Origin of the sequence: Paenibacillus sp. FSL R10-2734 (assembly GCF_037963865.1) — a bacterium.
Lineage (GTDB): Bacteria > Bacillota > Bacilli > Paenibacillales > Paenibacillaceae > Paenibacillus_AQ.
Genome location: NZ_CP150170.1, coordinates 6149294 through 6174722, shown reverse-complemented (window position 1 = coordinate 6174722; position 25429 = coordinate 6149294). Strand labels below are relative to the sequence as shown.

The window sequence follows — 25429 nt, the reverse complement described above, 5'->3', positions numbered from 1 at the left end:
CTCCTATCACCACCATTCAACAAGGAGGGTGCTTGATTGTACAGAGCGAAGCAAATCCGAGTATATTGCGTTGTAATTCTAAGTGTTCTTATATTATTAGGCTGTAGCAGCTCGATTCCTCCTGAAGTCACGGCAAATTCAGATCCGATTGCGACGGTGAACAGTGAACCTATCGTAAATGCTGAATATGCATTGGTCCAGAATATAGCTGCATTACGTGGCAGTGGACAGAAGGAGCAGGCACGTGATCGACTCGTACGGGTGAAGCTCACGCAGCTCGAAGGTGTACAATATGACTTATTACCTTCGGCATCCTATTCTTCGTTGCTATCGCGGTTTCATCAAGAAAATGAACGAAGAGCGCAGGTTATTGCGAACAAAGAAGTTGTGTATGGCCCTAAACAATACACGTTAGAGAATTACTACAATGATGAATTTGCGCAACTAGAGCTTCTCTTGAAGAAGACGCTAGCAGAACGTGTTATGGATTTATCTGAAGTAACCTTGAGGCGAGAATATACAGAAGCTAAGGAAGATTACATCATACAGCCGACAATCGAGTTGAAAGTGTTAAAGGAGCCCATACATTCAAACGCGAAAGGCGCTCGGGATCGAATTGAAGTCGTTTATCAAGCGCTACGTAATAACAAATCATTTATTGATCTTTACAACGATAGAAAATTCGATGCGACGAAAGCGGTTCAAGAAACAATTACCGAAGAGAATAAGCGTGACTATATGAAGTATCGGGAAGAGCTTTTCAGACAGGCTAACAAGCTACAAGCTGGACAATATAGCAATATTTTGATAGATCAAGGTAATTACGTAATTGTTTATTGTAGTAACCGATTAGCAGAGGGATATAAATCTTTCGAAGTGGTTCGTGATGAGGTGTATCTCCACGCCATAGATAAGCAGTATCAATCTTATATGGACAACTTGAGTACAACAGCCGAAGTTCAATGGAATGCTGAAGTAAGCCATTAAGGGATGATGTCATGTTGAAGAAAACTAAGGGATCCATATGTATTACTCTAATTACAGTGCTCTTCCTATCATCATTAGGATTTATATCTAGCGTTGAAGCGGCGGGCAACACTACGATCCAGATCGACGGGTCAGGTTCGGGAAGAATTTTTGAGGGGGAGGGCGTCATCAGTGGAGGTGGTGGAAACACCAAACTGCTGATTGATTATCCAGAACCCTACCGTAGTGATATTCTAGACTACTTATTCAAGCCTAATTTCGGTGCGTCATACCAAGAGTTAAAAGTAGAAATTGGTGGCGATATTAACTCAACGAGTGGGACGGAGCCAAGTCATGCAAGGACAAGAGCCGAGAATGTAAATCCAAATATGACACGTGGGTATGAAACCTGGATCATTAACGAAGCCAAGAAGAGAAATCCCAATATAAAGCTGAGCGGATTGCAGTGGGGAGCACCGGGGTGGATTGATAACGGCAATATATGGTCGCAAGACAATGCAGACTATCTTGTGAGTTATATCAAGGGCCTAAAGAGCGTGTGGGGTTATGATCTGGATTATATCGGAGGCAACCTGAATGAGCATTTCAACGGAACCTCTCAGCAGGTCAGAGATTATATTGTCAATATTTTAAGACCTACATTAGATCATAACAATCTCTCACATGTCCAAATCGTTGCACCGGATATATTGAGTAATGATTGGATATTTGCAAACCAAATAGTCAACGATGCTGCATTGAAAAATGCCGTGGTAGCGATAGGGTATCACTACGTGAATGGGACTACGACAAGCACTGCTCAGAACAGTGGTCTTCCCTTGTGGGAAAGTGAAGGCTGGACGGGAATCGGAGATTGGAATGGTGCATACAGCTTAGCGAAGGAAATGAATCTTAATTATATTCAAGGCAAGATGACGAAAACAAATGTATGGCATTTAATCGCTTCGCAATATGACAACACGAACTGGGCACATTCCGGGATTATGGAAGCGAATAGTCCGTGGTCAGGTCATTATATTGTACAGCCTGCCGTTTGGGCAGCGGCGCACACCACCCAATTTGCACAACCCGGTTGGCGGTATCTTGATAGTGGCTGCGGAGTCACAACAGGTGGAGCTTCCTATGTTACTTTCAAAAAATCTGATAGTAGTGATTATAGTATTGTCATTGTCACTGGGAACGAAGCTGAAGCGATGACTTTTGACTTGACGGGTGGTCTTTCAACAGGGACAGTTCATGTGTGGAAATCCAATAGTAGCTCACAATTTATGCAGCAGAGTGATGTTCAAGTTAATGGTAGTACATATTCTATTAATTTAGAGCCCAACTCGATCTATTCATTGACAACTACAACGGGACAGCAGAAGGGGAGTGCGGTGAATCCAATTCCAGCTAATAGCTCCTTTATTAGCAGTTATCAGGAGAATTTCGATAGCTATTTAACTGGCGCAACGCCTAAGTATCTCTATGATATTGAAGGAGCTTTTGAGGTCAGCAATAGATATGGCGGAGGATCAGGTAAGGCTTTGCGTCAGGTCATATTAAAACCACAAATACCATGGAATAGCTGGGGGAACTACCCGAATCCAAGCACATTTACAGAGTTCGGCGATTTGAATTGGCGCAACTACGAGTTTAGTACAGACACACTTATAGAAAATTCAGGTGCAGTTAGCATATATGGGAGAATAGGTAGAGCACTGTCAGGTGGGAACGTCAACGACTATAAAGGATATCGGCTGAGTATTTACGACACTGGAAACTGGTATCTATGCTATGGGGATCCATATTCCTATGAGACAGGGAGCGATGTTGTTCTCGCATCAGGAGTAATGTCCGGCTTTTCCGCTAATACGTGGCATAATGTAAAGCTATCTTTTATGGGGACGAATATTAAAGCTTATGTGGACAGTAACCAGATTGCTTCGGTTACGGATAGCCGTACGGGAAGTGGCATGGTAGGACTAGGAAGTGGATGGAATTTTGCGCAATATGATAATCTTCAAGTCGCTCCAATAGATGTTCCATATTACAAGATCATAAATCGCAACAGTGGCAAGGCATTAGATATACCAGGGCATTCTTCGAATGATGGAACACAGCTTGAGCAATGGACCTTCAACGGCGGGGATAATCAACAATGGCAGCTCGTGGAGGATGGAAGTGGTTACTCCCAGCTCATTAGCAAAGAAAACGGCAAGGCGGTGGATGTCTCAGGTGGCTCAACAGCGGATGGTGGTCAGATTATTCAATGGTCTGTGAATGGTGGCAATAATCAGAAGTGGAGTGTAGAAGATATGGGTGGAGGCTATTATGTTTTAAGAAATAAAAACAGTGGCAAGGTCATGGATGTTTCCGGCGGTTCAACTAACGATGGGAGCTCAATTACTCAGTGGAATTCTAGTAATAGTTATAATCAGCAATGGCAGATCGTGCCTGTACCATAAAGTGATAAGTATTAAAAAGGTATGTTTGGCGGATAGAGAAGAGGGCGCTCATGAAGCTGTATCATGAGTCTTATAAGGCGAAGCGGTGAATTGGGATTTTAAGATTTATAACCTGTAGAAATGAGATATTATGTCTCATTTCTGCAGGTTATTTATATGTTGTTGATGGACTAAAACTAGTTATTTGAAATTAAGCAATAATGTAATATTCTCTTATGGAATGTTAAAGGAACAGAGTGATCTGCCTAGATATAGACCGACTTTCTCGTAAGCTTATGAATCGATGAGGGCAAGCCTCCTGTTTCACTTATGCATGCCGCAGTGTGTAGTTATTATGATCAGTTAAGCGGATCGTAACTTCCTGCTCATAACCTGCGTTTACTTCGATCGGGTATCCAACATAGTTGCCCCAGCCTAAGCCGTCATAGTTCCATTTATTATTGATAATTAGACTTGCTTGGATCTCTCTAGGCTTCGTATTGTCCGACACTTCAAAGGCGTCGATGACGATTTTAGCCTCATCCAATTGCTGAGGTACTTCTATTGTAAGTTTGTGCTCGCTTAGTGCTAGGTCCTTAATTTCATATCGTTGCTGATAAAGTGTTCTTCCAATATCGCTAAATGTATCGATAAGCACGGATTCGCCATCATCTACACTGATGAGCATCCGTCCTGTATTACGATGCTGAGCGTAGAGGATGTTAATGCCTGTCCCGTAGAAGATAAGTTCCAGTTTAGCTCCTGGATCGTTTGAGCTCGTTGCTGTCCCAAGGTAATAATTCGAATCCTCAACCTGTTTCCAGTTGCCGGAGTAATTCAATTGCTGAGTATCGCCATCATTGATCATAGTTTGTTGCTCAACTTCATAACGTACACGTACCGCTTCAGTTCCTTGTGACTCCACGCGAATTCTCGCCGCAGTGTCTTGAAAGTTAACTGAGAAGTAATAAACAGACTCGCGCATACTTTTGAAATCCCGCGTTACCAAGCCCTTACAAGGATCAGTTTTTAAGTCCAAATAGAAGTTATTCATATCGTCTTTCCAGTCCCACGTTGGGCGCAGTCCGTACGTATCAGGCTGTTCAATTGAACCTTCCCGCACACGCAGTGCACATCCACTTAATCGGCCGATATGCTGGTCTGGATAGCTGGAATGTAGTCCTTTTTTCTTCCAATCCACTTGTGTGACGGTGTTCGGAATGTCGAAGGAGATTCCTACTTCAAATAGAGCACTGCTAACCGTGCCATCGATCAGTTTATAGCGTGTAACTAGCTTGCCACTAGGATAAATTCTTTGAATATATTGCACATTCAACCCGTTAGCATAATGACCTTGAATCGTGATTTCGACTGTCATACCCTGTTCGAGACTCAACGGGTCTATTCCAGAGTCCTGCCATACTGCACTTATGCTCTCTCCGTTCCATTCACCAAGTGCTTCGCCCTCTAAGTGTAGATGCGGCCCTCCAGTTAATATGACATTTCCTTGGTAGCTTCCACGAACCAGCTGAGCTTGCTCGGTAGAATAAACGAGCTCAATAACTGAATTATAAACACGTATGTGTTCATTCGTTTCCACAAGTTGAAGCAAATCGTGAGATTGCTCCTCGAATTGTACTTCATAAGCTTTAACTGGCAAATGATATTCATCCACCATAACTTTATCCGCTGTAAAGAATTGAATGTGAAGCACTTCGGCGTCATTCCAATTCCGCTTCGGTAGCACAATCTCTCCTTGCGAATAAGGCGATACATCTGGACCTGATTGCTGTCCTTGCTCAATAACTAGGCCAGCACATTCAATCGTCCAATTGATTTGAACCTCGTTCAGATTCGTATGATTGAACCAGTTCTTAACCGGAATGACCATTTCCATATTGTCAGGATGACCAAGAGCCCGATCCTGCAAGCGTATAGGGGAATATGCCTTCTTCGTTAACCAGCATTCAGGCTTCTCCCGACGCCATTGATCGCTCATGTTGCCCCATTCGCCATAGCCAGCCGCTGAACCGACGGAATGCTGCTGATGTCGTTCAATAACGCCTTCAGGTAGATGAAACACATCATCAATATTAGCCCACAAGGCTCCACCTAGTACTCCATGTGTCGTTACGATCGATTCCCAGAACTGCTGTATGCTTTCGCCCCAGAAGTTGCGTACATTGTTATCGCGTTCGAGCTCATTTAGATTGTAGCAGGCAATATGAGCATATTCATCATGAATAATCGGCGTTTTACGGTCGACGTAGATATCATCAGGCGACACGCCAAAGTTGAATAGATAATTAGCCATGTTGTCTTTGTAATTAGCATAGTGGGCACTAAATATATCTGTTGTCGAGCCGTCCTCAACCATAAATGGATAGCTAAACTTTGTAGGTCTGCTTGTATCTACTTGTTTAATATATTGATATTGCTTCCGGAATTTGTCCCCTTCAGGACCTTTCCGCCAGCCCGATTCATTCGCCAGCGACCAGATAATGATACAGGCATGACTCTTGTCACGTTCAATCATTTCAGAGAATTGATCCATATACCAGGCTTCATCATCACCCCAAGGACCGGAACCGTTTGCATATTGGAAACAAACAGCGGTTTCCTCCTCCACATACATGCCTAGTTCATCACAAGCCTCTAAAAAGGCTTTCGTTGGCGGATAGTGGGAGGTGCGCACATAATTCACATTTTGCGCATGTAGCATAAGTACATCTTGTCGATCCAATTCAGGTGTTGTTGTCCGGCCAAGGGTTGGATGTATGTTGTGCCGGCAAGTTCCTCTAAGCTTAATTGGTTGACCGTTGATGTACATTTCACGTTTGTCTGTGCCATTCATTCCACCATAGGTGATTTTTCTGAAACCAACCTTTAATTTACATTGCTCCAGTTGTTCCAACTCTTGACCTGCGTAAAGGGTAGCAACTAGCGTATATAAATTCGGATGTTCGGCGTCCCATTTCAGAGGACGTTGGATAGGAGAGATGATGTATTGCTCTTGTGCAGTCTGATCGAACTTAACCGTCGTATCTCCCAGCGGAATGAGGCACTGATTAGCATCGTACAGTTCAAGCTTCAACGATGCTGCTTCTGCCGCGCCAAGATGAACACCGACATGTGCTTTTAATTCAGCATCTTCGAAGACGTGATCGAAGTCTACTTCATAGTGCAGTCTTGTTATATGTGTATGAGGGACTACGATCAGCTGAACACTGCTGATAATCCCACCTATATTATGGTGCGCATAAAGACTTCCGATGGATGGATCCCATATATCGTCGATAAATTCAACGATAATTTCGGCCTGTTCACCGGGAGTTATGACTGATGAAATATCGCTGTCCCATGTAGTAAATCCACCCTTGTGGCTGCGAATAAAAGTACCATTCACCCATACTCTAGTCTTGGAATAGACGCCGTTAAATCGTAGTAATACCGTTTTGTCTACAGTGTCAACTGGAACTCCAATAGATGATTTGTAGTAATAAGGGACATCATTCTCAATGTTATGTCCTTGCATGGCAACTTCACCTGGCACCTGAATGTGGCGCCATTCGATATTGGAATCGTTCTTAAGCACTTGCTCTTCAGATAATCGGCCGATTCCGAATATCCAATTCACTCCTGCATCGGAGTTGAGGCTCATGACGGGAACTGCAGTTTCGATTACTTGAGTTGGAATTGGTACTAGGGTAGGTATATCCCAAACTTTGGTCTGAGCTTGTGAGGCTGCGTGAATAGACATCGTAATTTCATCCTCCTGGCTAATGTCAGTTTGAATATCGAATACATCATATAGCCGCCGTTATGTGTGCTCGACATCCATCATTTCAGATCTGAAGATCATCTGATACATTTAGCATAAGGGATTCTATTCAGTATGTAGTTAACAAAAACCAAGCATTATTTACTTGAAACTCGACTGCATTGCCTCAAGGATCAACATAGATCCATGTCGATACATAGATAACCTTAGCTAATGATGATTTAAACGCTGATGGTTTCTCCATTCCGAGGGTGGAATGTTCTCCAACCGTTTGAACCATAAAGAAAAGGAATGAAGCTGTACAAAGCCCACCAGGTTTGCGATAGCTTGCATATCTTTGTCAGACGAGCTTAATAACCATTTAGCTTCTGTAAGTCGACATTGCTGCTGATACTGCTTCGGTGTCATGCCGTATACTTTACTAAAACGCTTTCTAAATCCATCATTAGAGAGTCCAGCCATATCAGCTAAGGAAGATACTTGTATCGCTTCATGAAGGTGTTGGCGAATATAATCACCAATGTGAGCTATGGATAACGCCTGGCGATCAGTGTGTGTATGTTCGTTAAGGAACAAGAGCAGCAGCTCGACCCAGACAAGATCAAGCCGCAATGGTTCCTTTAATATAGAAGAGCGAACGCGCAGCCATTCGCGAAACAATCGTTCGTATTGGTCCTGATCCAGACGAGATAGGGAGATGATACGGGGAAGTCCATCCACGATCAATCGATGAAACCATTCCTCCACCTGTGATGGCAGCCTATCAAAGATAAGAACACCGAAGCGAATTGGAGTTATTGCATGAAATGAATGAAGGATCCCGGAGGGAATGAGAACGACTTGTCCAGCTTCAACCTGCATTTCTTTATCAGTATGGCGAAAAAGACCGCTTCCCTCAAGAATCATCGTTACTTCTACTTCCCGATGACTTCCTTGATATTCGTCTTGCCAATCCTTTGTATGCGTACCAATATAAGCTCGTACTTCAGCCAAGCCTATCACTCCTAACGATAACGATATGGATAGACATATTTGTACATCTGCAATGATATATAAACTCGAATTCAATTGCAGCATGAGATATATGCTAAGCTATATTGTATTTATTTTTTATTATTCTAGCTCTGAATTCAACTATATCGTTACGGGTAGCAACGAGCAAGAGTAAAGAGATAATACACAGTTTTATGGACTAGTACCTACCGTTATCCGAAACGGATGAAATAAAGCATCTATCGCAGATGGCGGAGGGGATCGCGTATTCACGGAATATGCATGTGGAACATAACTTAAGGCTTGTAGCGCATATATTCAAAAAAATTCGTTAATACCGGAGAAGGCATGGAGGACCTTCTCTTCATCGGCACCATTGGCCTTATCAAAGCTATTGAGAGCTATCGTCCGAACAAAGGGACAAAACGGGCCACTTTTGCAGCCCGTTGTATTGAAAACGAAATTCTGATGCACCTTCGTTCAATGAAAAAAACACGTAAAGATGTATCTCTTCACGATCCTATTGGGACAGACAAGGAAGGCAACGAGATTACTTTGATCGATATCCTTGGCTCTGAAGCTGATGATGTCATTAAAGAAGTCGATCTGAAGATCGAGAAGAGCAAGATTTATCGCAACCTCGATATTTTGGATGATCGGGAAAAGGAAGTTGTGGTGGGTCGGTTTGGACTTGATACAGGTGGAGAAGAGAGGACGCAGAGGGAGATTGCGACTTGGGATCTCGCGGAGTTATGTTTCGAGGATAGAAAAAAGGGCGCTGATGAAGCTGTATCATGAGTATTATAAGGCGAAGCGTTGAGTTTAAAGTCATAAGGTAGACCTGTTAACATTAAAGCATTAAAAGGCGACTTGTCTGCGGATAAGTTGCTTTTGTTTTTTTAGGAAAGGTGATTAGACAATAAAGTATCCCGCATCCTGTAAATATTAAGAAACGGGATACCTCATTAGCTGTAATAATATCGGACAGGCTCTTTCCTGGAATAAGCCATAATAAGCTGTGTTCTCTTCAAATAATGTTCAGTCCGTTGTTTCTGTATCTTTTTGTTTATCAGGAGAAATGCCGGGAGCTGTGACCTCTGGCTCGTCGCCCTGCAATGCACCCACGATTTCTTCCAGCTTACTTGTTGCTCCCATATCGTCAGCCAGGCTTGAATCGGGTCCGTTTATGGGATCAACACCCGGGCCACGTCCGTCAAGCGGAGCTTTTTTGTTATCCTTCATTTGATCGTCTCCTTTCTGTATAGTCTTTGTGTTTCTTTCCAATTCAAATCATTGAATAGCAACAATGAAGATAACCGTCGAGCAATATAAAATGTGAAATAAAGACGTCGTTGTTGTAAGGGACATTTTTAATATGAAAATAGGATGGACAATATGAAGGGATATATTCATAAAGCCGATAAAAACGATTGATTATTATGGCTTTCGACAATGTATTTCTGGGCATGGGAATTAGTATTTTAAGCTGTCCGGCATGGGGAATGATCCCTTCAGCGGCATGGTAATGGCACTTGCAGAGTACGTGGGTATAACATATGCGAATTTTCTGATCTTACTGAACCTGGTATTGTTTGTAATCGTATTCATAACGGAAGAAAGTTTATTGGAGCCGGGACTTTCGTAAACGCAATTTTATTGGGATATATTGTTACTTTCTTTCAAGGTACTTGGCTATCTCTGTTCGGCGAACCTCAGCTGTTATGGCAACAAGTGGTCATCGTAGCGATTGGCGTGGGAGAAGCTTCGTGGCAAAAAGGCGCCCAAATTAAGTAAGGCGGGGCAGATTAATCTGCCCTGCCTTTACTGAAAATAGGCGGTCCATTTTTAATGAGTAGATGCACTCTTTAATTTATTTTTTTTATGAACCTCTTCCGAACCGCTATCCAAGGCGGTCTTGTAATAGAAGCATTTATGTTCTATGACTTCCATCGTTTTTTTTAATTCTTCCATCTGTGCTTCTACGGAAGCTTTCCGCTCCAGGAACATGTCATATCTTTGCTGCAAGGTGGAATCCCCCTCAGAGCACCACTCAATGAAATGTTTTATTTCCTTAATCGGCATCCCGGATGACTTCAGGCATTCAATAATTTTTAAAGTGTCCATATCAGATTCCTTGAAAACGCGTTTCCCGCTGGAGGTCCTTTCTATAAAAGGCATAAGACCTTCCTTGTCATAGTAACGTAGGGTATGTGGTGTCATGTTAAAGTATTCTGCAACTTCACTTATGGAATATGTCTTCATCATGTATCTCCAGTCTAAATTGTATTTTGTGCTTGACTTAGAGTTAACTTTAAGTAATAACATATGTTTTGTAAAGCCGAAGTTTACAGAATTTAATTTGAACTAGAAGAGAGGTTTCACTATGATAAAAGTTAATGCACGTGCTACATTCAGTCAGGAAGGTCCGTTCAAGCTAACTACAATCGAACGTCGTAATCTGCAGCCGCACGATGTCCTTATTGAGATTAAATACGCTGGTATTTGCCACTCGGACATTCATACCGCCCGCGGGGAGTGGGGGCCGGTTAACTATCCGCTCGTTCCGGGACATGAGATCGCCGGAATAGTCAGCCAGGTTGGTTCTGGAGTCACAAAATATTCAGTGGGCGACCGGGTAGGGGTAGGGTGTATGGTTGACTCCTGTGGTGAGTGCAGTAATTGCCATAAAGGTGAGGAGCAGTATTGCCTGAGTGGAAATACGGGCACCTATGGAGCTATCGACCGGTACGGGCAGTATACGCAAGGCGGCTATTCCACCCATATCGTCGTAACCGAAGACTTCGTGGTCCGGATCCCTGACGCTATTCCGCTTGACGCCGCTGCACCACTTTTATGTGCCGGAATCACAACCTATTCACCGCTGCGCCATTGGGGAGCCGCTCTAGGCAAAAAAGTAGCTGTGGTGGGCCTTGGCGGACTTGGGCACATGGCTGTGAAGATTGCTCATGCCATGGGAGCTGAGGTTACTGTGTTATCACAGTCACTGAAGAAGAAGGAAGACGGATTGCAATTAGGGGCGGACCATTATTATGCGACCAGCGATCCTGAGACCTTTAAGCAGCTTGCCGGTTCGTTCGACCTAATCATAAACACTGTAAGCGCGCAGATTAATATCGATGCCTATCTTTCGCTTTTGGCGTTGGATGGTACATTAGTCAATGTCGGTGCGCCCGCTGATCCATTGGCAGTTAACGTATTCTCACTGATCGGTCACCGCCGCTCGTTTGCCGGATCGATGATTGGTGGAATCCGTGAAACACAGGAAATGCTCAATTTCTGCGCCGAACACAATATTGCGTCTGAGATTGAGGTGATTTCTGCCGACCAGATCGATGAAGCCTGGGAGCGCGTACTCGCTTCAGATGTCCGTTACCGGTTTGTAATTGATATTAGCACGATGGGCAATGAGTAAGGATCGACCTCTTATTTTACATCATATCGTGTCCATAGCCTCAAAAAATTCGATAATACTGGGGAAGACATGGAGGATTTAATCTCCATCGGCACCATTGGCCTTATTAAAGCTATCGAGAGTTACCGTCCGAACAAAGGCACAAAACTGGCCACTTTTGTGGCCAGTTGCATTGAAAACGAAATTCTGATGCATCAAAGATTATTGAAGAAGACTCGTAAAGATGTATCTTTGCACGATCCAATTTGGACAGACAAAGAGGGGAATAAGTCTGGATGATTGTAGGAATGGTGGGAGGGAGTTATTCCGGTCGAAGGAAGAAGCTTTGGATATTTACGAATTAAGCTACAATGACAAGTTGAAGTTAGTAGAATGTGGTCATTGTAAATTAACCCGCTCACGATATGGTTTTCAAAACCGGCTAAATAGAAACTCATCACTGAGTTTCTATTTAGCCGGTTTGTATTTCTAGTCGGAATTTCGCTTTAATACTGAGCTTTCACATAGGTAGGAAACACGATTGATATGGATTAAATGAAGACAAGGTTATAGTGCTATTGGGAATTTTAGGTAAAATGGATAATGCAGCAATTCAAGCAAGCAGTATACGACCACGATCACTTTTTTGATTAACACGTACTGTGACTTCAACATAGAGAACCACTGGAGCCTGATTTGCTTTGCGAAGATTGGCTTAGTGTTAGCATCGATGGTTTACCAAACATCGATTTGAACCATTCAATTAATGATATTCGTTCACTAGATGTCTCGCAGTTAATAATGATGTACAGACCTTGTTGTAGAATCCATTCCCTTCTTGATGAATTTTTGCACAACAGATACATATTAAATAAATAAGACTCCGTTCAATAACATCGCGTTTTGTAAGAACAACATGAAGGAATGCTTCATGTACGTGTTATAGAAAAACTAATATTGTAAATCACGGAAAGGAAAAGGTGTGATAATGAATCAAGAGAATAAGTACCGCTATTCATTTGGTATTGACGATCGAGTTAAGAAATTACTCGTTGCGATTGAAAACTACAAGGTGCAACAAAATGAATTTCAGACCGACAAGGTACATCAGGCATTTCAGGTGTTGGTAAAGTTTTCGCAAAAACATGATCAGCATTTAGATACCGACGCAAAGAGTAAACTTATTGAAGCTGAGAAAATTTACAATCAGTTTCTGAGCCGGATTGGCGAACCTACTAACAAGAGTTTATCAAGTCCAAGAAAAATGAAGAGCATACGTCATTTTGGGAAATATATCATTGGGGTATTAATTATTGCGTTTGTTGGGATTAGCTTGATAGTTGATTACCTTAATAACAGAGATAAACCGGGGCAGGTTCATACATTAATGGTAAACCAAGTGCAAGAGGTTGAAGCCACATATGTTTATAACGATACTGAACAATACATCATTCAAAATGGTGAAGCAATCGTTAAAGAAATAGACATGCTAACCTTTAAAGTAAAGAATGAAGAAGTATCAGTGGAAGAGGGCTTGGCAAGAATACGTCTAGAAATGAATAGAGAAGGAATAAACAATAGTCGAGCCGATTTCATGCAATGGTATAATTTAATTTTGACGGATTACTTCAACGCTATTAACAGCTTGAGTTTCGGCAATGATTTGGAAGAATTTAATGAATCTATTAACAGTGCTAAAAGTGATTTGAATGAGTTCTTATATAATTTAGAGAATTGAGGGAACTAGGTGGTTTCCTCAAAGGAACTATTAGGTAAATGCTTTCAGAGACATAAATTGTCCTATTAAAATGTAAACCATAGTGCTCCTAGATGTGCACCAGTGATCACTTAGTAAGGGGTAACGAAGCCGCCACTTAAAATGGCGGTTTTTCATGCTTTAGATTTTTACATACTTAAGCTATATCAAAACAGGTGTAGACTTTCGCGGCTGGTCTTTTGGGTTCTGTTTGAATCCTACCCCATCCGTCCGGTCTTTATGCTGCAATATGATGGAGAGGACATTAAGCTGAAGGGCTAGTGATCAGATTATAGAGTTATTGCATTCGAAGAGGAAGCTTTAGAAAAATCAGTCATTAGGCGATGATTATAGCTTGGCAACGCCAGACCCTATAGTAGTGCCCACTGAAACTGTACTACCTCTTAAACAAATATGGAACTATAAAATGGTTAATTCAAACAGTCAGCCTATTATAAAAACGGAGTTTATTTTGATAAAATCTCCTTTAAGCATACTAGGGCTTCTATCGGTGAAAGAAGTATCGAACAGCTCTAACCATTGAATTTATGATATAATGACGTCGTTGTTTGTGGAAAATAGAACCATAATATGAAAATAGGATGGGCCATATGAAGTGGAATATTAATAAAGTAGATCCAAAACGATTGGTCATTATGGTTATAGGTAATGTATTTCTGGGCATGGGAATCAGTATTTTTAAGCTGTCTGGCTTGGGAAATGATCCCTTCAGCGGCATGGTGATGGCACTTGCAGAGTCAAGCGGTATTACATATGCAAATTTTCTAATTTTACTGAACCTAGTATTGTTTGTAATAGAATTTGTCACGGGACGAAAGTTTATCGGAGCTGGAACTTTTGTAAATGCAATTTTTCTGGGCTACATAGCTACTTTCTTTCATAGTACCTGGCTAAATTTGTTGGGCGAGCCTCAGCTGTTTTGGCAGCGAGTGGTCATCGTGGCGATTGGCGTGGTGGTATGCAGTTTCGGGGTATCCATGTATCAGACATCAGATGTGGGAATAGCTCCCTATGACAGCCTGTCCCTGATTATGAAGAATAGCTTTCCGAAAATCTCTTATTTTTGGCATCGAATGTTTACAGATGCTCTATGTGCTTTAATCTGCTTCCTGGCAGGAGGCATTATAGGCCTTGGAACGCTGGTGTCGGCATTGGGTCTGGGACCCATCATTCACTTTTTTGATGTGAATTTTACGCGGAAGCTGTTGGCAAAAGCGGGTCCAAAAGCGAATAACGATTCAATTTCGATGACTTAATAAAATATGCCGATCTGTATCGTAGCATATGTGTATAAATGATAATTTAAGCAGAGCAGTGCTTCTCCCTTTGGGGTAGGAGTGTAGCTCTGCTTATTGTCGTTTTTGCAATGTAGTGTCCGTTTTTATAAAAAAGATGAATCTTTAAAGTTGAAATATTTAAAAATCAGGTTGAAAAATGCTATTTTCCCTAATGGAAAATCATGACACAATAGCAATAAAGCGCTTACTTCATTAAAACATCCCAAGTTCATGAAGACTCTATACCACTTTATAAAAATATTTGCGATAGTAAAAGTCGTATCCGCTGGCTAAAAATTCGGATTTCAAGCAAAGGTTGAAATTATTAAAAAAAGTTGGTACTAAACGTTTAACTCAATAACTTAGGGGGTCAAACGGTTGGACATATCTATGAAATTATGAAGGGGGAGAGGGAAATGAAAGTAGGTAAAACATTCGGGGTAGGTCTTCTTTCAACTGTACTATCATTAAGTGTCATCGGTTGTGCGAAAAACGAGACAAACACAGCAACCAAGGCAACTGATGCACCCAAAGCATCCGAGAACGCAACTTCTAAGCCTGAGGAGAAGGTCAAGATTATCTATTCGATGTGGGGAAGTGCGGAAGAGGGAAATGTAACCCAGGCAGTAGCGGATAAGTTTAATGCTTCTCAAGACAAAATTGAAGTAGAAGTACAAGCGATTCCTTGGGAAAACTACATGACCAAGCTGAATACAATGGCAACCGCAGAGCAATTGCCTGATACAGGGATGCTCAGGGAAGATGGTGTCGTTCAGTGGTCTACACAAGGCATGCTGAATGATGTAACTGCAATGTACGAAGGAAGCGACAGCAAACCATTGGATAGCTTAGCCTACAAATATCAAGGGAAAACGGTAGCGTATGCGGCTGCCAATGAAATTCTCCTGATGTATTACAACAAAGACATGTTCGATAAAGCCAAAGTGCCATACCCTCCAGCTGTACTAGATAAAGCTTGGACATGGGACGAATTTGTAGCCGCGGCGAAGAAGTTAACGAATGATAAAAATGGTAAGCATCCGGATGAGAGTGGCTTTAATGCGCAGAGTATCGTTCAGTTTGGTGCATCCGTTGAGAACTTACCTTGGCAGCTTGAGACCTGGGCGCTTGGCAATGGCGGAGGATTCTATTCGGCTGACGGTACAGAGGTGAGAATTGGAGAAGACGCTAGCATAGAAGGCATTCAAAAGGTCGCAGATCTTTATTTGAAAGATCATGTTGCTCCGCTGTCTGTCGGACAGACTGATGACGGGATTCACCGTACGATCATTGCAGGAACTGTCGCCATGGCTACTAATGGTGCGTGGAATGTGGGAACTAGTCTGAATAAGGCCAAGGAAGAAGGCCTGAACTATGGCGTTGCTGTATTGCCTTACATGAAGGAGAAGGTTACCCTCAATACCAGTGGAGCGAATGTTGTATTCTCCCAGACAAAGCATCCAAAAGAAGCGATGGAATGGCTGAAATGGTACACCTCTGAAGAAAATAACTGGGGACTGATCAGCTCGGGAATCTGGATGCCGACACTTGAGAAATGGTATACGGATGAAACTCTTACCCGCAAGTGGGTTGAAAATCCTAACTTCCCTCCTTATGAAGAATATAAGTCCGCTGTAGTTGATTATGCACAATCTTCTGCTGCAAGACCGGCATCGTGGTTCTATACGAATAATACGACAGAGTTCAACACCTTGCTAGGATCGATTCTAGGGGATGTATGGACAGGAAAGACAACCGCAAAGGATGCGATTACCAAAAATCTCGATGCTTTGAAAGCAGCGAATAAAGGTAGCAAGTAAAGATTGGAAGAATGGCCGCTGCTAAGCTGACTCACGCGGCGGCCATATTTTAACATCAAGGTGGGGAGATAGAGATGGAAACGATTAATAAGTCTCCGAAACGTCGTTCTCGTATTCATTCAAGCGAAGCACGAGCTGCATATATATTATTGATCCCAGCCTTCATTGGGCTGATCTTTCTGACGTATTTACCTCTTATTGGGGTGCTCGGGATCAGCTTGACGGATTGGACGGGGTTAAAAAACCCGAATTTCATTGGTGTGCAGAATTATATTAATCTATTTACCACCGATCCTTACATTAAAGACTCTATTCTAGCGACGCTCTATTTTGCAGTATTAGCGGTAGTTGGAGGTATGATTTATTCACTTTTTATCGCAATGCTTTTGAATCGAAAAATTCCGGCAAGAGGGTTTTTTAGAGCTGTATTCTATGTACCGTATGTTTTGCCGGCAGCTGCAATATATGTAGGCTGGTCTTGGTTATACGAAGCTAATTTTGGCTTTTTCAACTTTCTACTCTCTGAAATTGGTTTGAACAAGGTATCCTTTATTGCTGATTCTAGCTATGTTATTCCTTCTCTTTCTTTGATTTCGGTCTGGCTGTCAGGTAATTTAATTGTAATTTTCTTAGCTGGGCTGCAAAATGTTCCGGTCGTCTATCATGAAGCGGCTGAAATGGATGGTGCGAACGGATGGAAACGATTCTTACACATCACCTTACCATGTATGTCGCCCATTATCTTTTACAATTTGTTGATGAGCTTGATAGCCAATATCCAAATCGTTACGCCAGCTCTTTCTTTAACGAATGGCGGTCCAGGTAACTCTTCACGATTCCTAACTTATCTGATGTATGATCAAGCCTTTGTGAATTATAAGTTGGGTTATGCTTGTGCGACTACAGCAGTAATTTTTGTTATTCTTGCAGGCTTTACAGGTATATTATTCAAGACTTCCAATCTATGGATCTTTAATGAAGGAGGCGACGACAAATGAGTGTAGCCACATACGGAAGACTAAAGAGCAAGAAACGTAATAATCAGTGGATGAACTTTATCTCGTTTGTCGTTGTCATTTTCTTTTCTTTACTCGTGCTCTTTCCAATCTGGTGGATATTTCGTACGTCGCTTATGTCGAATGCCGAGATATACAAATATCCGCCTTCACTGCTGCCAGGAAATTGGTTGTTTTCAAACTATGGAGAAACGCTGGAGATCTTTAAATTTTGGAAGTATTTATGGAACACTATGATTATTATTGTACCCGCTTGTTTAGCAGGAACCTTTACAGCCACCTTATGCGGTTATGCCTTTGCAAGACTGCGTTTTTGGGGCAAAAAATTGATTTGGGCTCTCTGCGTAGGTTCGATGCTTCTACCTGCCATGGTTACACTTATTCCGCTATATATTGGGTGGTCGAGGGGCTTAGGAATCCATGACAGCTATCTACCATTGATTTTGCCTTATTTCTGTGGTGGTGGCGCTTTTAATATCTTTTTGATCAGGCAGTTTATCATGTCTATTCCGAGAGAGCTTGATCAAGCAGCAACGATCGATGGTGCTGGATATTACCGTATTTTATTCAGCATTATTATGCCAGCGATTAAATCCGCAATGATTGTCGTCGCATTGTTTATCTTCATTGGATTATGGAACGATCTACTTCAACAGATGATCTACATCAACTCGAGTGAAAAGTATACGATAGCCTTGGGACTAACCAACTTTAGAGGTCAATTGAAGCAGGACTGGTCACTGACGATGGCGGCTACGTGTATGTCCTTTGCGCCGGGCGTCATTTTTTATCTCATTGGACAGAAATATTTCGTAGAAGGAATTACTTTGACAGGACTTAAGAATTAATTGAAATATGGTTTGGTAATTAGTGTGGGAATGGCGCTCTGATAGTGATGTACTAGATTCTGATTATTGGGGAAGGAGGATAATCGGGCGATCTGTATTGTAACTATAAGGAGGTTATGGTGTGCTGAGAAAAATTCAGTATTTAAGTGTGAAGAAGGTATCAATGAGTGCGGTTATCATTGCCGCGGCGCTCAGTGCTTTATGGTTCGCACAGCCTGCCTATGCCTACGATTTATCCAACAGTAATTTTCAAATAAGTACAGGCTCGAATGGCGACATTACCAGCCTGAAGCTGACCGGAGATAATTTTCCGACAAATTACGTGATGAACGCAACCAACGCACCAAACCAGAATACGGCGGACCATCAGTGGCTTGGCGAGCTGATGTTTACCTACCGGCTGAATAATGGCGCCTGGACCAAAGCATGGACCAGCCAGTCGGGGGATGCCCGCACCCAGAGCCAGTCGGGGAATGCAGTTAACATCGTCTATCAGAATTCGGCCAATGCCGAGGGAATCCGCAATTTCCGCGTCAATGAAAGCTATTCTCTTGTAAACGATTACTTACTCTGGCAGATCCAAGTGACTAACACAAGTACCCAGACGCTGGAAATCGGAGATTTTGGACTTCCGCTTCCTTTCAATGAATTCTGGACCGGAGGCGGAAATGAGCAGATCTACGAGTCGCGGGTAGTGACTCAATCCTTCATCGGCAACAACAGCTCCTATGTCACTGCACAGCGGCCGAGTGGAATTGGCCCATCTCTCCTGCTGGTTCCCGACAGCACTACCGGGGCTGGATTCGAGTATATGGATAACTGGCGGATTCAGGATCATTCCGGTAGTAAATGGGCTGGCGATCAGGGTGGATGGATAGAAGGTCTTTCGGTTTATTATATCCACTCCAATGTTATCAAAAGCACAGGTCGAGGATATCTGACCAATACCAGCTTGACTCTGGCACCAGGAGCCAGCAAGACCTATTCATTTAAATTCTTTAAAACCGCTAGCGAACAAGCCACTAAAGATCGGCTCTATTCCGAGGGATTAATTGACACGACTGTCGTTCCGGGGATGATTGTTCCGACCGACCAGATCGCCAAGTTCGACCTCCGGACGTCCAAGACTATCACCTCCGTGACTGCGCAATATCCTTCCGAAACAACATTAGCTTCGCTCGGCACAACCGCTGGCGACCATAAGCTGTACTCGCTGCAAATGAATCATCTCGGTCCAAATAACATCACCGTCAACTATGGAAATGGGGAAACAACAACTCTGCAGTTCTATGCCATTGAACCGGTGGGAACGGCGCTCCAGCGACATGCGACCTTTATGGTAAACAACCAGCAGTGGAATGTGCCGGGAGATATTCGAGACAAGGTCTTCGACGATTGGATGATGCAGACCAAAGCGAAGCGGAACAATTTTGCCGGATACTGGGGTTGGGGCGATGATTGGGGATACACACATGCGCAATTCCTTACTGAGAAAAATGTCCAAAACCCTGTCACTTCCGAAATTACCGCACTCGATCAATATTTAAAGACAGCGATATGGGACAATCTGATGGCCGATCATCATACCGACTATCTGATTCCGGATTTCCTTATGGCCGCTCCGAATACGACACCTACTTATCGCGGCTACGCCTATCCGCATATTTACAATACCTATTTCAGTATGTATAAAATATCTAAGCTATATCCGAGTCTGATCAGCTATGCAGAATCAAGTAACACCTATCTGCTACGGGCTTACAACATTATGAAAGCGCTATACGATGGACCTGTTGCCTATAATTGGAATACTGGCCTGATGGGTGAATTGACTACACCAGATATTATCAAAGCTTTGCAAACTGAAGGATTCAACACTCAGGCAAACGACATTATTGCCAAAATGAATACGAAATACAACAATTTCGCTGCCACGACCTATCCGTACGGCTCCGAATACAACTATGACAATACCGGCGAGGAAGCCGTCTATATGCTGGCGAAGATGAACAACAATAATACGATTAAGAGTAAAATTAACACAAAAACCCGCGCTGTACGTGGAAAAATGCCAGTCTGGTATTACTACACCGATCCAGTGACGATCAACGGTGAGCCTTGGTGGCAATTCCAGTACACAGTTTCTCTGGCCGGAACGGCAATGGATGATTGGGTACGCAACAACTCGGCAACACCGGAAGTGGAGCAACGGCTAAGCTATGCGGCTAAACTGGCCAATCTCAGCGCAATTAATTCCGGTCAAATGAGCTCCGATGCAGCGAATATCGGAGCCGTATCTTGGACCTATCAGGCCATGAAAGGTAACAATGGTGCACTGGGTCTAGACGGAGGACCGCTGTTCAACGGTTGGCGGGGAATGTCTGGGGAAGCGGATTTGGGACTGTTCGGCGCGATCAAGCTGCTTAGCTCCGATGTGTCGGTTGACCCGATTTTCGGACTTTACGGCTATGGCTGCGAAGTTACCGAGAGCGGCGGAAATTATACTGTCGTTCCGAAAGACGGCGTATTCCAGCGGCTGAACCTCATTACAGAAAAATGGGGAATGACCCTTGAGCGCGACCGCTACACCCAGGCCACGGTTGCCAAAGCGAAGAACGGCGTCAGCTTCACGCTCAGTAACGCGTCTCCGGGGACCGCGCATGTTACTAAGGTGAACTTTACCGGTCTGGTTCCGGGAACCTACAACGTAATGGTCAACAATATAGCCTCTGGCAGCTTTACAGCTGTGAACGGCCAAACAGCAATTGCTTCTCTGAATATCGGCACAGCGGCTACCTATACCGTGTCCATCCAGCCGGGAACTGCTGTTCCTGTATCGAGCGTTATCGTCAACTACAACATGAATCAAACGACGGGGACGACTGTCACAGATTCCTCTAGCGCTGGCAACCATGCGACGCTTAGTGGAACGACAAGCTGGAGTGCGGGCCGATCGGGAGCAGGCAACGCGCTAGGTTTAAACGGCAGCGATGCTTTTGCAACCTTGCCTGCGGGAGTCGTTAGCTCTTTGAACGATTTTACAATTTCGACTTGGGTTCGCGTTACCACGAACAGCGACTGGGCCAGAATCTTTGATTTTGGCTCAGGGACCGGAACATACATGTTCCTGGCTCCCCAGTCCGGCGGGGGAGGGGGTGCGCGGTTTGCCATCACTACTGGAGGCAACGGCACGGAGCAGCAACTGACGGCGAGCAGTCCATTGACCGTAGGGCAATGGAAGCATGTCGTGGTAACGTTGTCTGGAACGACGGGACGTCTGTATATTGATGGTGTGCAGGTTGCAATCAATACCAACATGACGCTAAAGCCCTCCAGTCTCGGCGCTACTACACAGAATTATATCGGAAAGTCACAGTATAACGATCCTTATCTGAACGGCGCCGTGGATGATTTTATGATTTACAGTCGCACGCTTAGCGCCGCCGAAGTCACTTCTTTGTATGGGGGAGCGACAATTCAGTCCCTTTCTGAGGGAGTAACAGATTTACCGCTGTCTGATGATCTTGCTGGAACCCCTGAGGATGAGCAGGAGAATGAGCAGGTAGATGAGACTCCTTCCTTGCCGAATGAGGTTCAGCAGAGCGATCTTTGAAGTCTAGTTTAATAAGTAAATAGAAAATCCCGGTGATCAGTGTGATCATCGGGATTTTTTACGTGAGTTGCTTTGCTTCATTTTCATGGGTTGGATTGTATCTCTAAATTATGAATTCATCAACTGATATTAGGTGTGGAGTCTCTTATGATGAGTTTGGTATAAATATGAGAAACCTGATAGGGCTGCTTCGGATCATTAATTCGGGAAAGCAGCATTTCGGCTGCTTTGACACCCATCTCATTGCTATAAATATGAACCGTAGTGAGGTGGGGTTCTACAATACTTGATTCAGGGCCGTTATCAAAACCACAAATGACGATGTCGTTAGGAATGGAAAGCACATTTTTGAGTGACTTCATAAAGGTAACCGCAATATAATCGTTAGCACAAACGAAAGCAGAAGGAAGCTCATTTATTTGACTCAGTCGAGCATCTGCCCACTCTGGACTTGAGAAAAATAGTCGATCGTCATCGAGAATGCATTGAGAGAGATCAAGCTGAATCCCGGATTCTATCAGTGCACGATTAAAACCTACCCATCTTTCATTAAAGCTCCTACAGTGATTATAGTCCCCGATGAACCCCAGTGATTTGTAACCGCCATCAATTAACTTTTTTGTAAGTTGATAGGTACTGTGCTCGTTCTCCATCAGTAGTACATCTGCTTGAAATTCAGGGTAACAGACATCTGCAGAGCAGTCGATGAAAATAGTTGGAATGCCTAGACTTGTAATCAGCTTACTATATTCCGAATTGAACAGCTCAATACAAATAATTCCGTCTACATTGGAGACATCAAAATTATTTGGAAGAGACAGGGACTCCTGATCTATGTCTCTTATAATGTGCATGGATAAATTATATCCTTCCGCACTGATTCGTTTTTCCATGCCACTGATCAGTTTTGATCCAAAGTGGGAAGTGTTAGGTAAATTTTCTGTTAATAAAGCGATGTTTCCAGAGTTTCTTGATTGAACACTCTCGGTGTCCATAAAAGCAAATTGTTTATATTTTAACTCTATTGCTTTCTTTATAACTTTGTTTCTGGTTTCATCAGGTATACCGTTCGTTCCATTTAAGGCTTTGGAAGCTGTATTTCTGGAGATTCCTAAAGCATCTGCGATGTCTTGTATGGTTACTTTTTCCCTGGCCATCTATGTAATTCACCTCTATATTCATGTTCTTAATATTCGCCACAAATAGTGTACTATTTGCCATTATTTTAACTCTCTTTAATGTATATTAGTTTGCTTAAAATAGCAACATGATTTTTACAAATGCACAATTTAGTTTACATTTAATTAAGTTATTTGTGTGCAAAAAAATAGTTTTGTTTTCATTTTTGAGAGAATATGATGAGATTAAACTATATAATTCTATTTAAATTGGCTGTATTTGTAATTATGTAAAATTATAATCGCTATTTATGAACAAAATATTTTGTCATATGCACATAAATATTTTTACAAAATGTATTGACGAACGATTAAGTGTTTGGTAAATTGTAAAAGCAGCAGGACAAAAGCGGGATTGAAAGCCCTTACTGCATCAAGATGTAAACATTGATAAGAACGGAGGTAAAGGCATTGCATAACCCAATAGAAGCCGAACACGGAATAACGGTGATGAGACATAAGAGTTCCTTAATGGATTATCTAAAGAAGCACTACTTTCTTTATATTTTGCTCGCACCAGCTGTGATTCTGACCCTTATTTTTAAATACGGTCCTATGTATGGTGCGATTATCGCCTTTAAAGATTTCAGCCCAATCAAAGGTATTATGGGGAGTGAATGGGTAGGCTTGTACAACTTCGAGAAATTCCTTTCATCCCCCAACTTCGAAGTAATCTTTATGAATACGCTTAAATTAAGTTTTTTTGGATTGATTTTGAGTTTTCCAATCCCAATCCTGCTTGCCTTGATGTTGAATCAAATTCGCCGTGCAGGCGTCAAAAAGAACATTCAATTGTTCTTGTATGCACCTAACTTTATTTCTGTTGTCGTCGTGGTCGGGATGTTGTTTATCTTCTTGTCCCCAACGGGACCGATTAACCAGTTTTTTACCTGGCTTACAGGCGAACCAATCATGTTCATGTCTCGTCCTGAGTACTTCCGCTCGATCTACATTTTATCCGATATTTGGACCGGAGCCGGCTGGGCATCCATTATTTATGTAGCAGCGCTTGCTAATGTCGATCCTGAGTTACATAATGCAGCCAATCTAGATGGTGCTAATCTTCTGCAAAGAATACGCCATATCGATCTGCCAACTATTCGTCCAATTATGGCCATCGTATTTATCCTTGCAGCCGGTGGGATTATGTCAATTGGCTTCGAGAAAGCCTACCTCATGCAAACGGCAATGAACTTGCCAACCTCAGAAATCATTCCGACTTACGTTTACAAAATTGGTTTACAGTCGGGCGATTATGCCTATTCAGCCGCAGTAGGATTGTTTAACTCTATCATCAACATCGTCTTGCTCGTCACAGTTAACTTCACCGTGAAGAAACTGAATGAGGGTGACGGTCTTTACTAAGAAAGGAGCAACAAGCTATGCCCATTAAACATTCTGGATTAGACCGCTTTATCGTCGTGCTGAATGCGATCTTCCTGACGCTGGCCGTACTTATCATCATCCTTCCCTTGATTTATGTGGTGATCGCGTCTTTTATGGATCCATCCGTGCTGCTAAGTAAAGGATTATCATTCAACCTATCGGACTGGTCTTTAGAAGGGTATGTAAAAATTCTTTCTAATCCGGCCATGATCCGAGGTTTTGGAAACTCTGTCTTGTACTCCGTTTCATTTGCCATCATTACTGTTCTTGTCTCTATCTGTGCAGGGTACGCACTGTCTGATGAGAGGCTCAAAGGAAAAGGATTCTTCATGACTCTGTTTATTATCACCATGTTCTTTGGGGGTGGACTTATACCTACATATCTGCTCGTTAAGAACCTTGGCCTGCTGGATACAATCTGGGCGGTGATCATTCCAGGGGCAGTCAATGTATGGAATATCATTCTCTCTAGGACATTCTTCAAAGGAGTACCGAATGAAATGAAGGAAGCCGCAAATGTAGACGGAGCCTCGGAGATGCGAATCTTCTTCAGTGTCGTATTACCGCTCTCCAAACCGATTGTTTTCGTGCTTGCTCTTTATGCTTTTGTTGGCCAGTGGAATGCCTACTTTGACGCTATGATTTATTTAGATAATCCGAATCTTCATCCACTGCAGCTCGTGCTGCGTTCCATCTTGATCCAGAATCAGGTAGATCCGGGCATGATCAGCGATCAGCTCGCCATGGCGGAAATGAAACGATTGTCTGAAATCATCAAGTACGCTGCCATCGTTGTTTCCAGCTTGCCACTCATTGTTATGTATCCGTTCTTCCAAAAGTACTTTGAAAAAGGTGTTATGGTCGGTTCCCTTAAGTAGGAAACAGGCTGCACATAGATAAAGATTAATTCATTCA

At 42.8% G+C, this 25429-nt stretch carries 18 protein-coding genes and 2 pseudogenes; 15 read left to right on the top strand and 5 right to left on the bottom strand.

The window, feature by feature from the left end; all coding sequences use genetic code 11:
* The first annotated feature begins 36 nt into the window (after positions 1–36).
* Both NSS67_RS26625 and NSS67_RS26620 read left to right on the top strand, forming a co-directional pair.
* Positions 37–987 (top strand): peptidylprolyl isomerase, encoded by a 951-nt coding sequence (locus NSS67_RS26625; protein WP_339316742.1) that lies wholly within the window; start codon positions 37–39, stop codon positions 985–987.
* 11 nt (positions 988–998) lie between these two features.
* Positions 999–3434, top strand: coding sequence for an RICIN domain-containing protein (locus tag NSS67_RS26620; protein ID WP_339316740.1), 2436 nt, complete (start codon positions 999–1001; stop codon positions 3432–3434).
* Between the two features lie 307 nt (positions 3435–3741).
* On the opposite strand, the gene NSS67_RS26615 is transcribed toward NSS67_RS26620, so the two are convergent.
* Together NSS67_RS26615 and NSS67_RS26610 are read right to left on the bottom strand one after the other, a co-directional pair.
* The gene (locus NSS67_RS26615) at positions 3742–7173 is read right to left on the bottom strand and encodes a glycoside hydrolase family 2 TIM barrel-domain containing protein (protein ID WP_339316739.1); all 3432 of its coding nucleotides are present in this window, start codon (positions 7171–7173) and stop codon (positions 3742–3744) included.
* Between the two features lie 231 nt (positions 7174–7404).
* Positions 7405–8196 (bottom strand): AraC family transcriptional regulator, encoded by a 792-nt coding sequence (locus NSS67_RS26610; RefSeq protein WP_339320715.1) that lies wholly within the window; start codon positions 8194–8196, stop codon positions 7405–7407.
* A 200-nt stretch (positions 8197–8396) separates the two neighbouring features.
* Between NSS67_RS26610 and NSS67_RS26605 the strand changes: the two are divergent.
* Positions 8397–9007 (top strand): annotated as a pseudogene (locus NSS67_RS26605) (RNA polymerase sporulation sigma factor SigK); the annotation flags it as partial.
* Between the two features lie 218 nt (positions 9008–9225).
* Here NSS67_RS26605 and NSS67_RS26600 read toward each other — a convergent pair.
* Positions 9226–9429 (bottom strand): hypothetical protein, encoded by a 204-nt coding sequence (locus tag NSS67_RS26600; RefSeq protein WP_339316738.1) that lies wholly within the window; start codon positions 9427–9429, stop codon positions 9226–9228.
* A gap of 253 nt (positions 9430–9682) precedes the next feature.
* Between NSS67_RS26600 and NSS67_RS26595 the strand changes: the two genes are divergently transcribed.
* Positions 9683–9832 carry a hypothetical protein gene (locus NSS67_RS26595; protein ID WP_339316737.1) on the top strand — a complete coding sequence of 50 codons (150 nt, stop codon included), beginning with the start codon at positions 9683–9685 and terminating at the stop codon, positions 9830–9832.
* Positions 9833–9843: 11 nt separating this feature from the next.
* Positions 9844–9981 carry a hypothetical protein gene (locus NSS67_RS26590; protein WP_339316736.1) on the top strand — a complete coding sequence of 46 codons (138 nt, stop codon included), beginning with the start codon at positions 9844–9846 and terminating at the stop codon, positions 9979–9981.
* Positions 9982–10032: 51 nt separating this feature from the next.
* Here NSS67_RS26590 and NSS67_RS26585 read toward each other — a convergent pair whose 3' ends face one another.
* Positions 10033–10449, bottom strand: coding sequence for a MerR family transcriptional regulator (locus NSS67_RS26585; RefSeq protein WP_339320714.1), 417 nt, complete (start codon positions 10447–10449; stop codon positions 10033–10035).
* A 121-nt stretch (positions 10450–10570) separates the two neighbouring features.
* Here NSS67_RS26585 and NSS67_RS26580 point away from each other — a divergent pair, with 121 nt between their 5' ends.
* The 8 genes and pseudogenes from NSS67_RS26580 (at position 10571) to NSS67_RS26545 (ending at position 21950) form a co-directional block, all read left to right on the top strand.
* Complete coding sequence (locus tag NSS67_RS26580; protein WP_339316735.1) at positions 10571–11620, top strand: NAD(P)-dependent alcohol dehydrogenase; 1050 nt, start codon at positions 10571–10573, stop codon at positions 11618–11620.
* Positions 11621–11659: 39 nt separating this feature from the next.
* Positions 11660–11890: pseudogene (locus tag NSS67_RS26575) on the top strand (sigma factor); the annotation flags it as partial.
* A gap of 697 nt (positions 11891–12587) precedes the next feature.
* Positions 12588–13337 carry a hypothetical protein gene (locus tag NSS67_RS26570; RefSeq protein ID WP_339316734.1) on the top strand — a complete coding sequence of 250 codons (750 nt, stop codon included), beginning with the start codon at positions 12588–12590 and terminating at the stop codon, positions 13335–13337.
* 629 nt (positions 13338–13966) lie between these two features.
* Complete coding sequence (locus NSS67_RS26565) at positions 13967–14632, top strand: hypothetical protein (protein WP_339316733.1); 666 nt, start codon at positions 13967–13969, stop codon at positions 14630–14632.
* 437 nt (positions 14633–15069) lie between these two features.
* Complete coding sequence (locus NSS67_RS26560; protein WP_339316732.1) at positions 15070–16473, top strand: sugar ABC transporter substrate-binding protein; 1404 nt, start codon at positions 15070–15072, stop codon at positions 16471–16473.
* A gap of 74 nt (positions 16474–16547) precedes the next feature.
* Positions 16548–17471, top strand: coding sequence for a sugar ABC transporter permease (locus tag NSS67_RS26555; protein ID WP_339316731.1), 924 nt, complete (start codon positions 16548–16550; stop codon positions 17469–17471).
* The gene (locus NSS67_RS26550; RefSeq protein ID WP_339316730.1) at positions 17468–18337 is read left to right on the top strand and encodes a carbohydrate ABC transporter permease; all 870 of its coding nucleotides are present in this window, start codon (positions 17468–17470) and stop codon (positions 18335–18337) included. The genes NSS67_RS26555 and NSS67_RS26550 overlap by 4 nt, the downstream gene beginning before the upstream one ends.
* A gap of 163 nt (positions 18338–18500) precedes the next feature.
* Complete coding sequence (locus NSS67_RS26545) at positions 18501–21950, top strand: DUF5695 domain-containing protein (RefSeq protein WP_339320713.1); 3450 nt, start codon at positions 18501–18503, stop codon at positions 21948–21950.
* A 119-nt stretch (positions 21951–22069) separates the two neighbouring features.
* Here NSS67_RS26545 and NSS67_RS26540 read toward each other — a convergent pair whose 3' ends face one another.
* A complete protein-coding gene (locus NSS67_RS26540; RefSeq protein ID WP_339316729.1) occupies positions 22070–23107 on the bottom strand; it encodes a LacI family DNA-binding transcriptional regulator in 1038 nt (345 codons plus the stop codon).
* A 471-nt stretch (positions 23108–23578) separates the two neighbouring features.
* Between NSS67_RS26540 and NSS67_RS26535 the strand changes: the two genes are divergently transcribed.
* Together NSS67_RS26535 and NSS67_RS26530 are read left to right on the top strand one after the other, a co-directional pair.
* Positions 23579–24493, top strand: coding sequence for an ABC transporter permease subunit (locus tag NSS67_RS26535; protein ID WP_339320712.1), 915 nt, complete (start codon positions 23579–23581; stop codon positions 24491–24493).
* Between the two features lie 17 nt (positions 24494–24510).
* Entirely contained in the window at positions 24511–25392 is an 882-nt protein-coding gene (locus NSS67_RS26530; RefSeq protein ID WP_339316728.1) for a carbohydrate ABC transporter permease, read from the top strand.
* Positions 25393–25429: the final 37 nt, after the last annotated feature.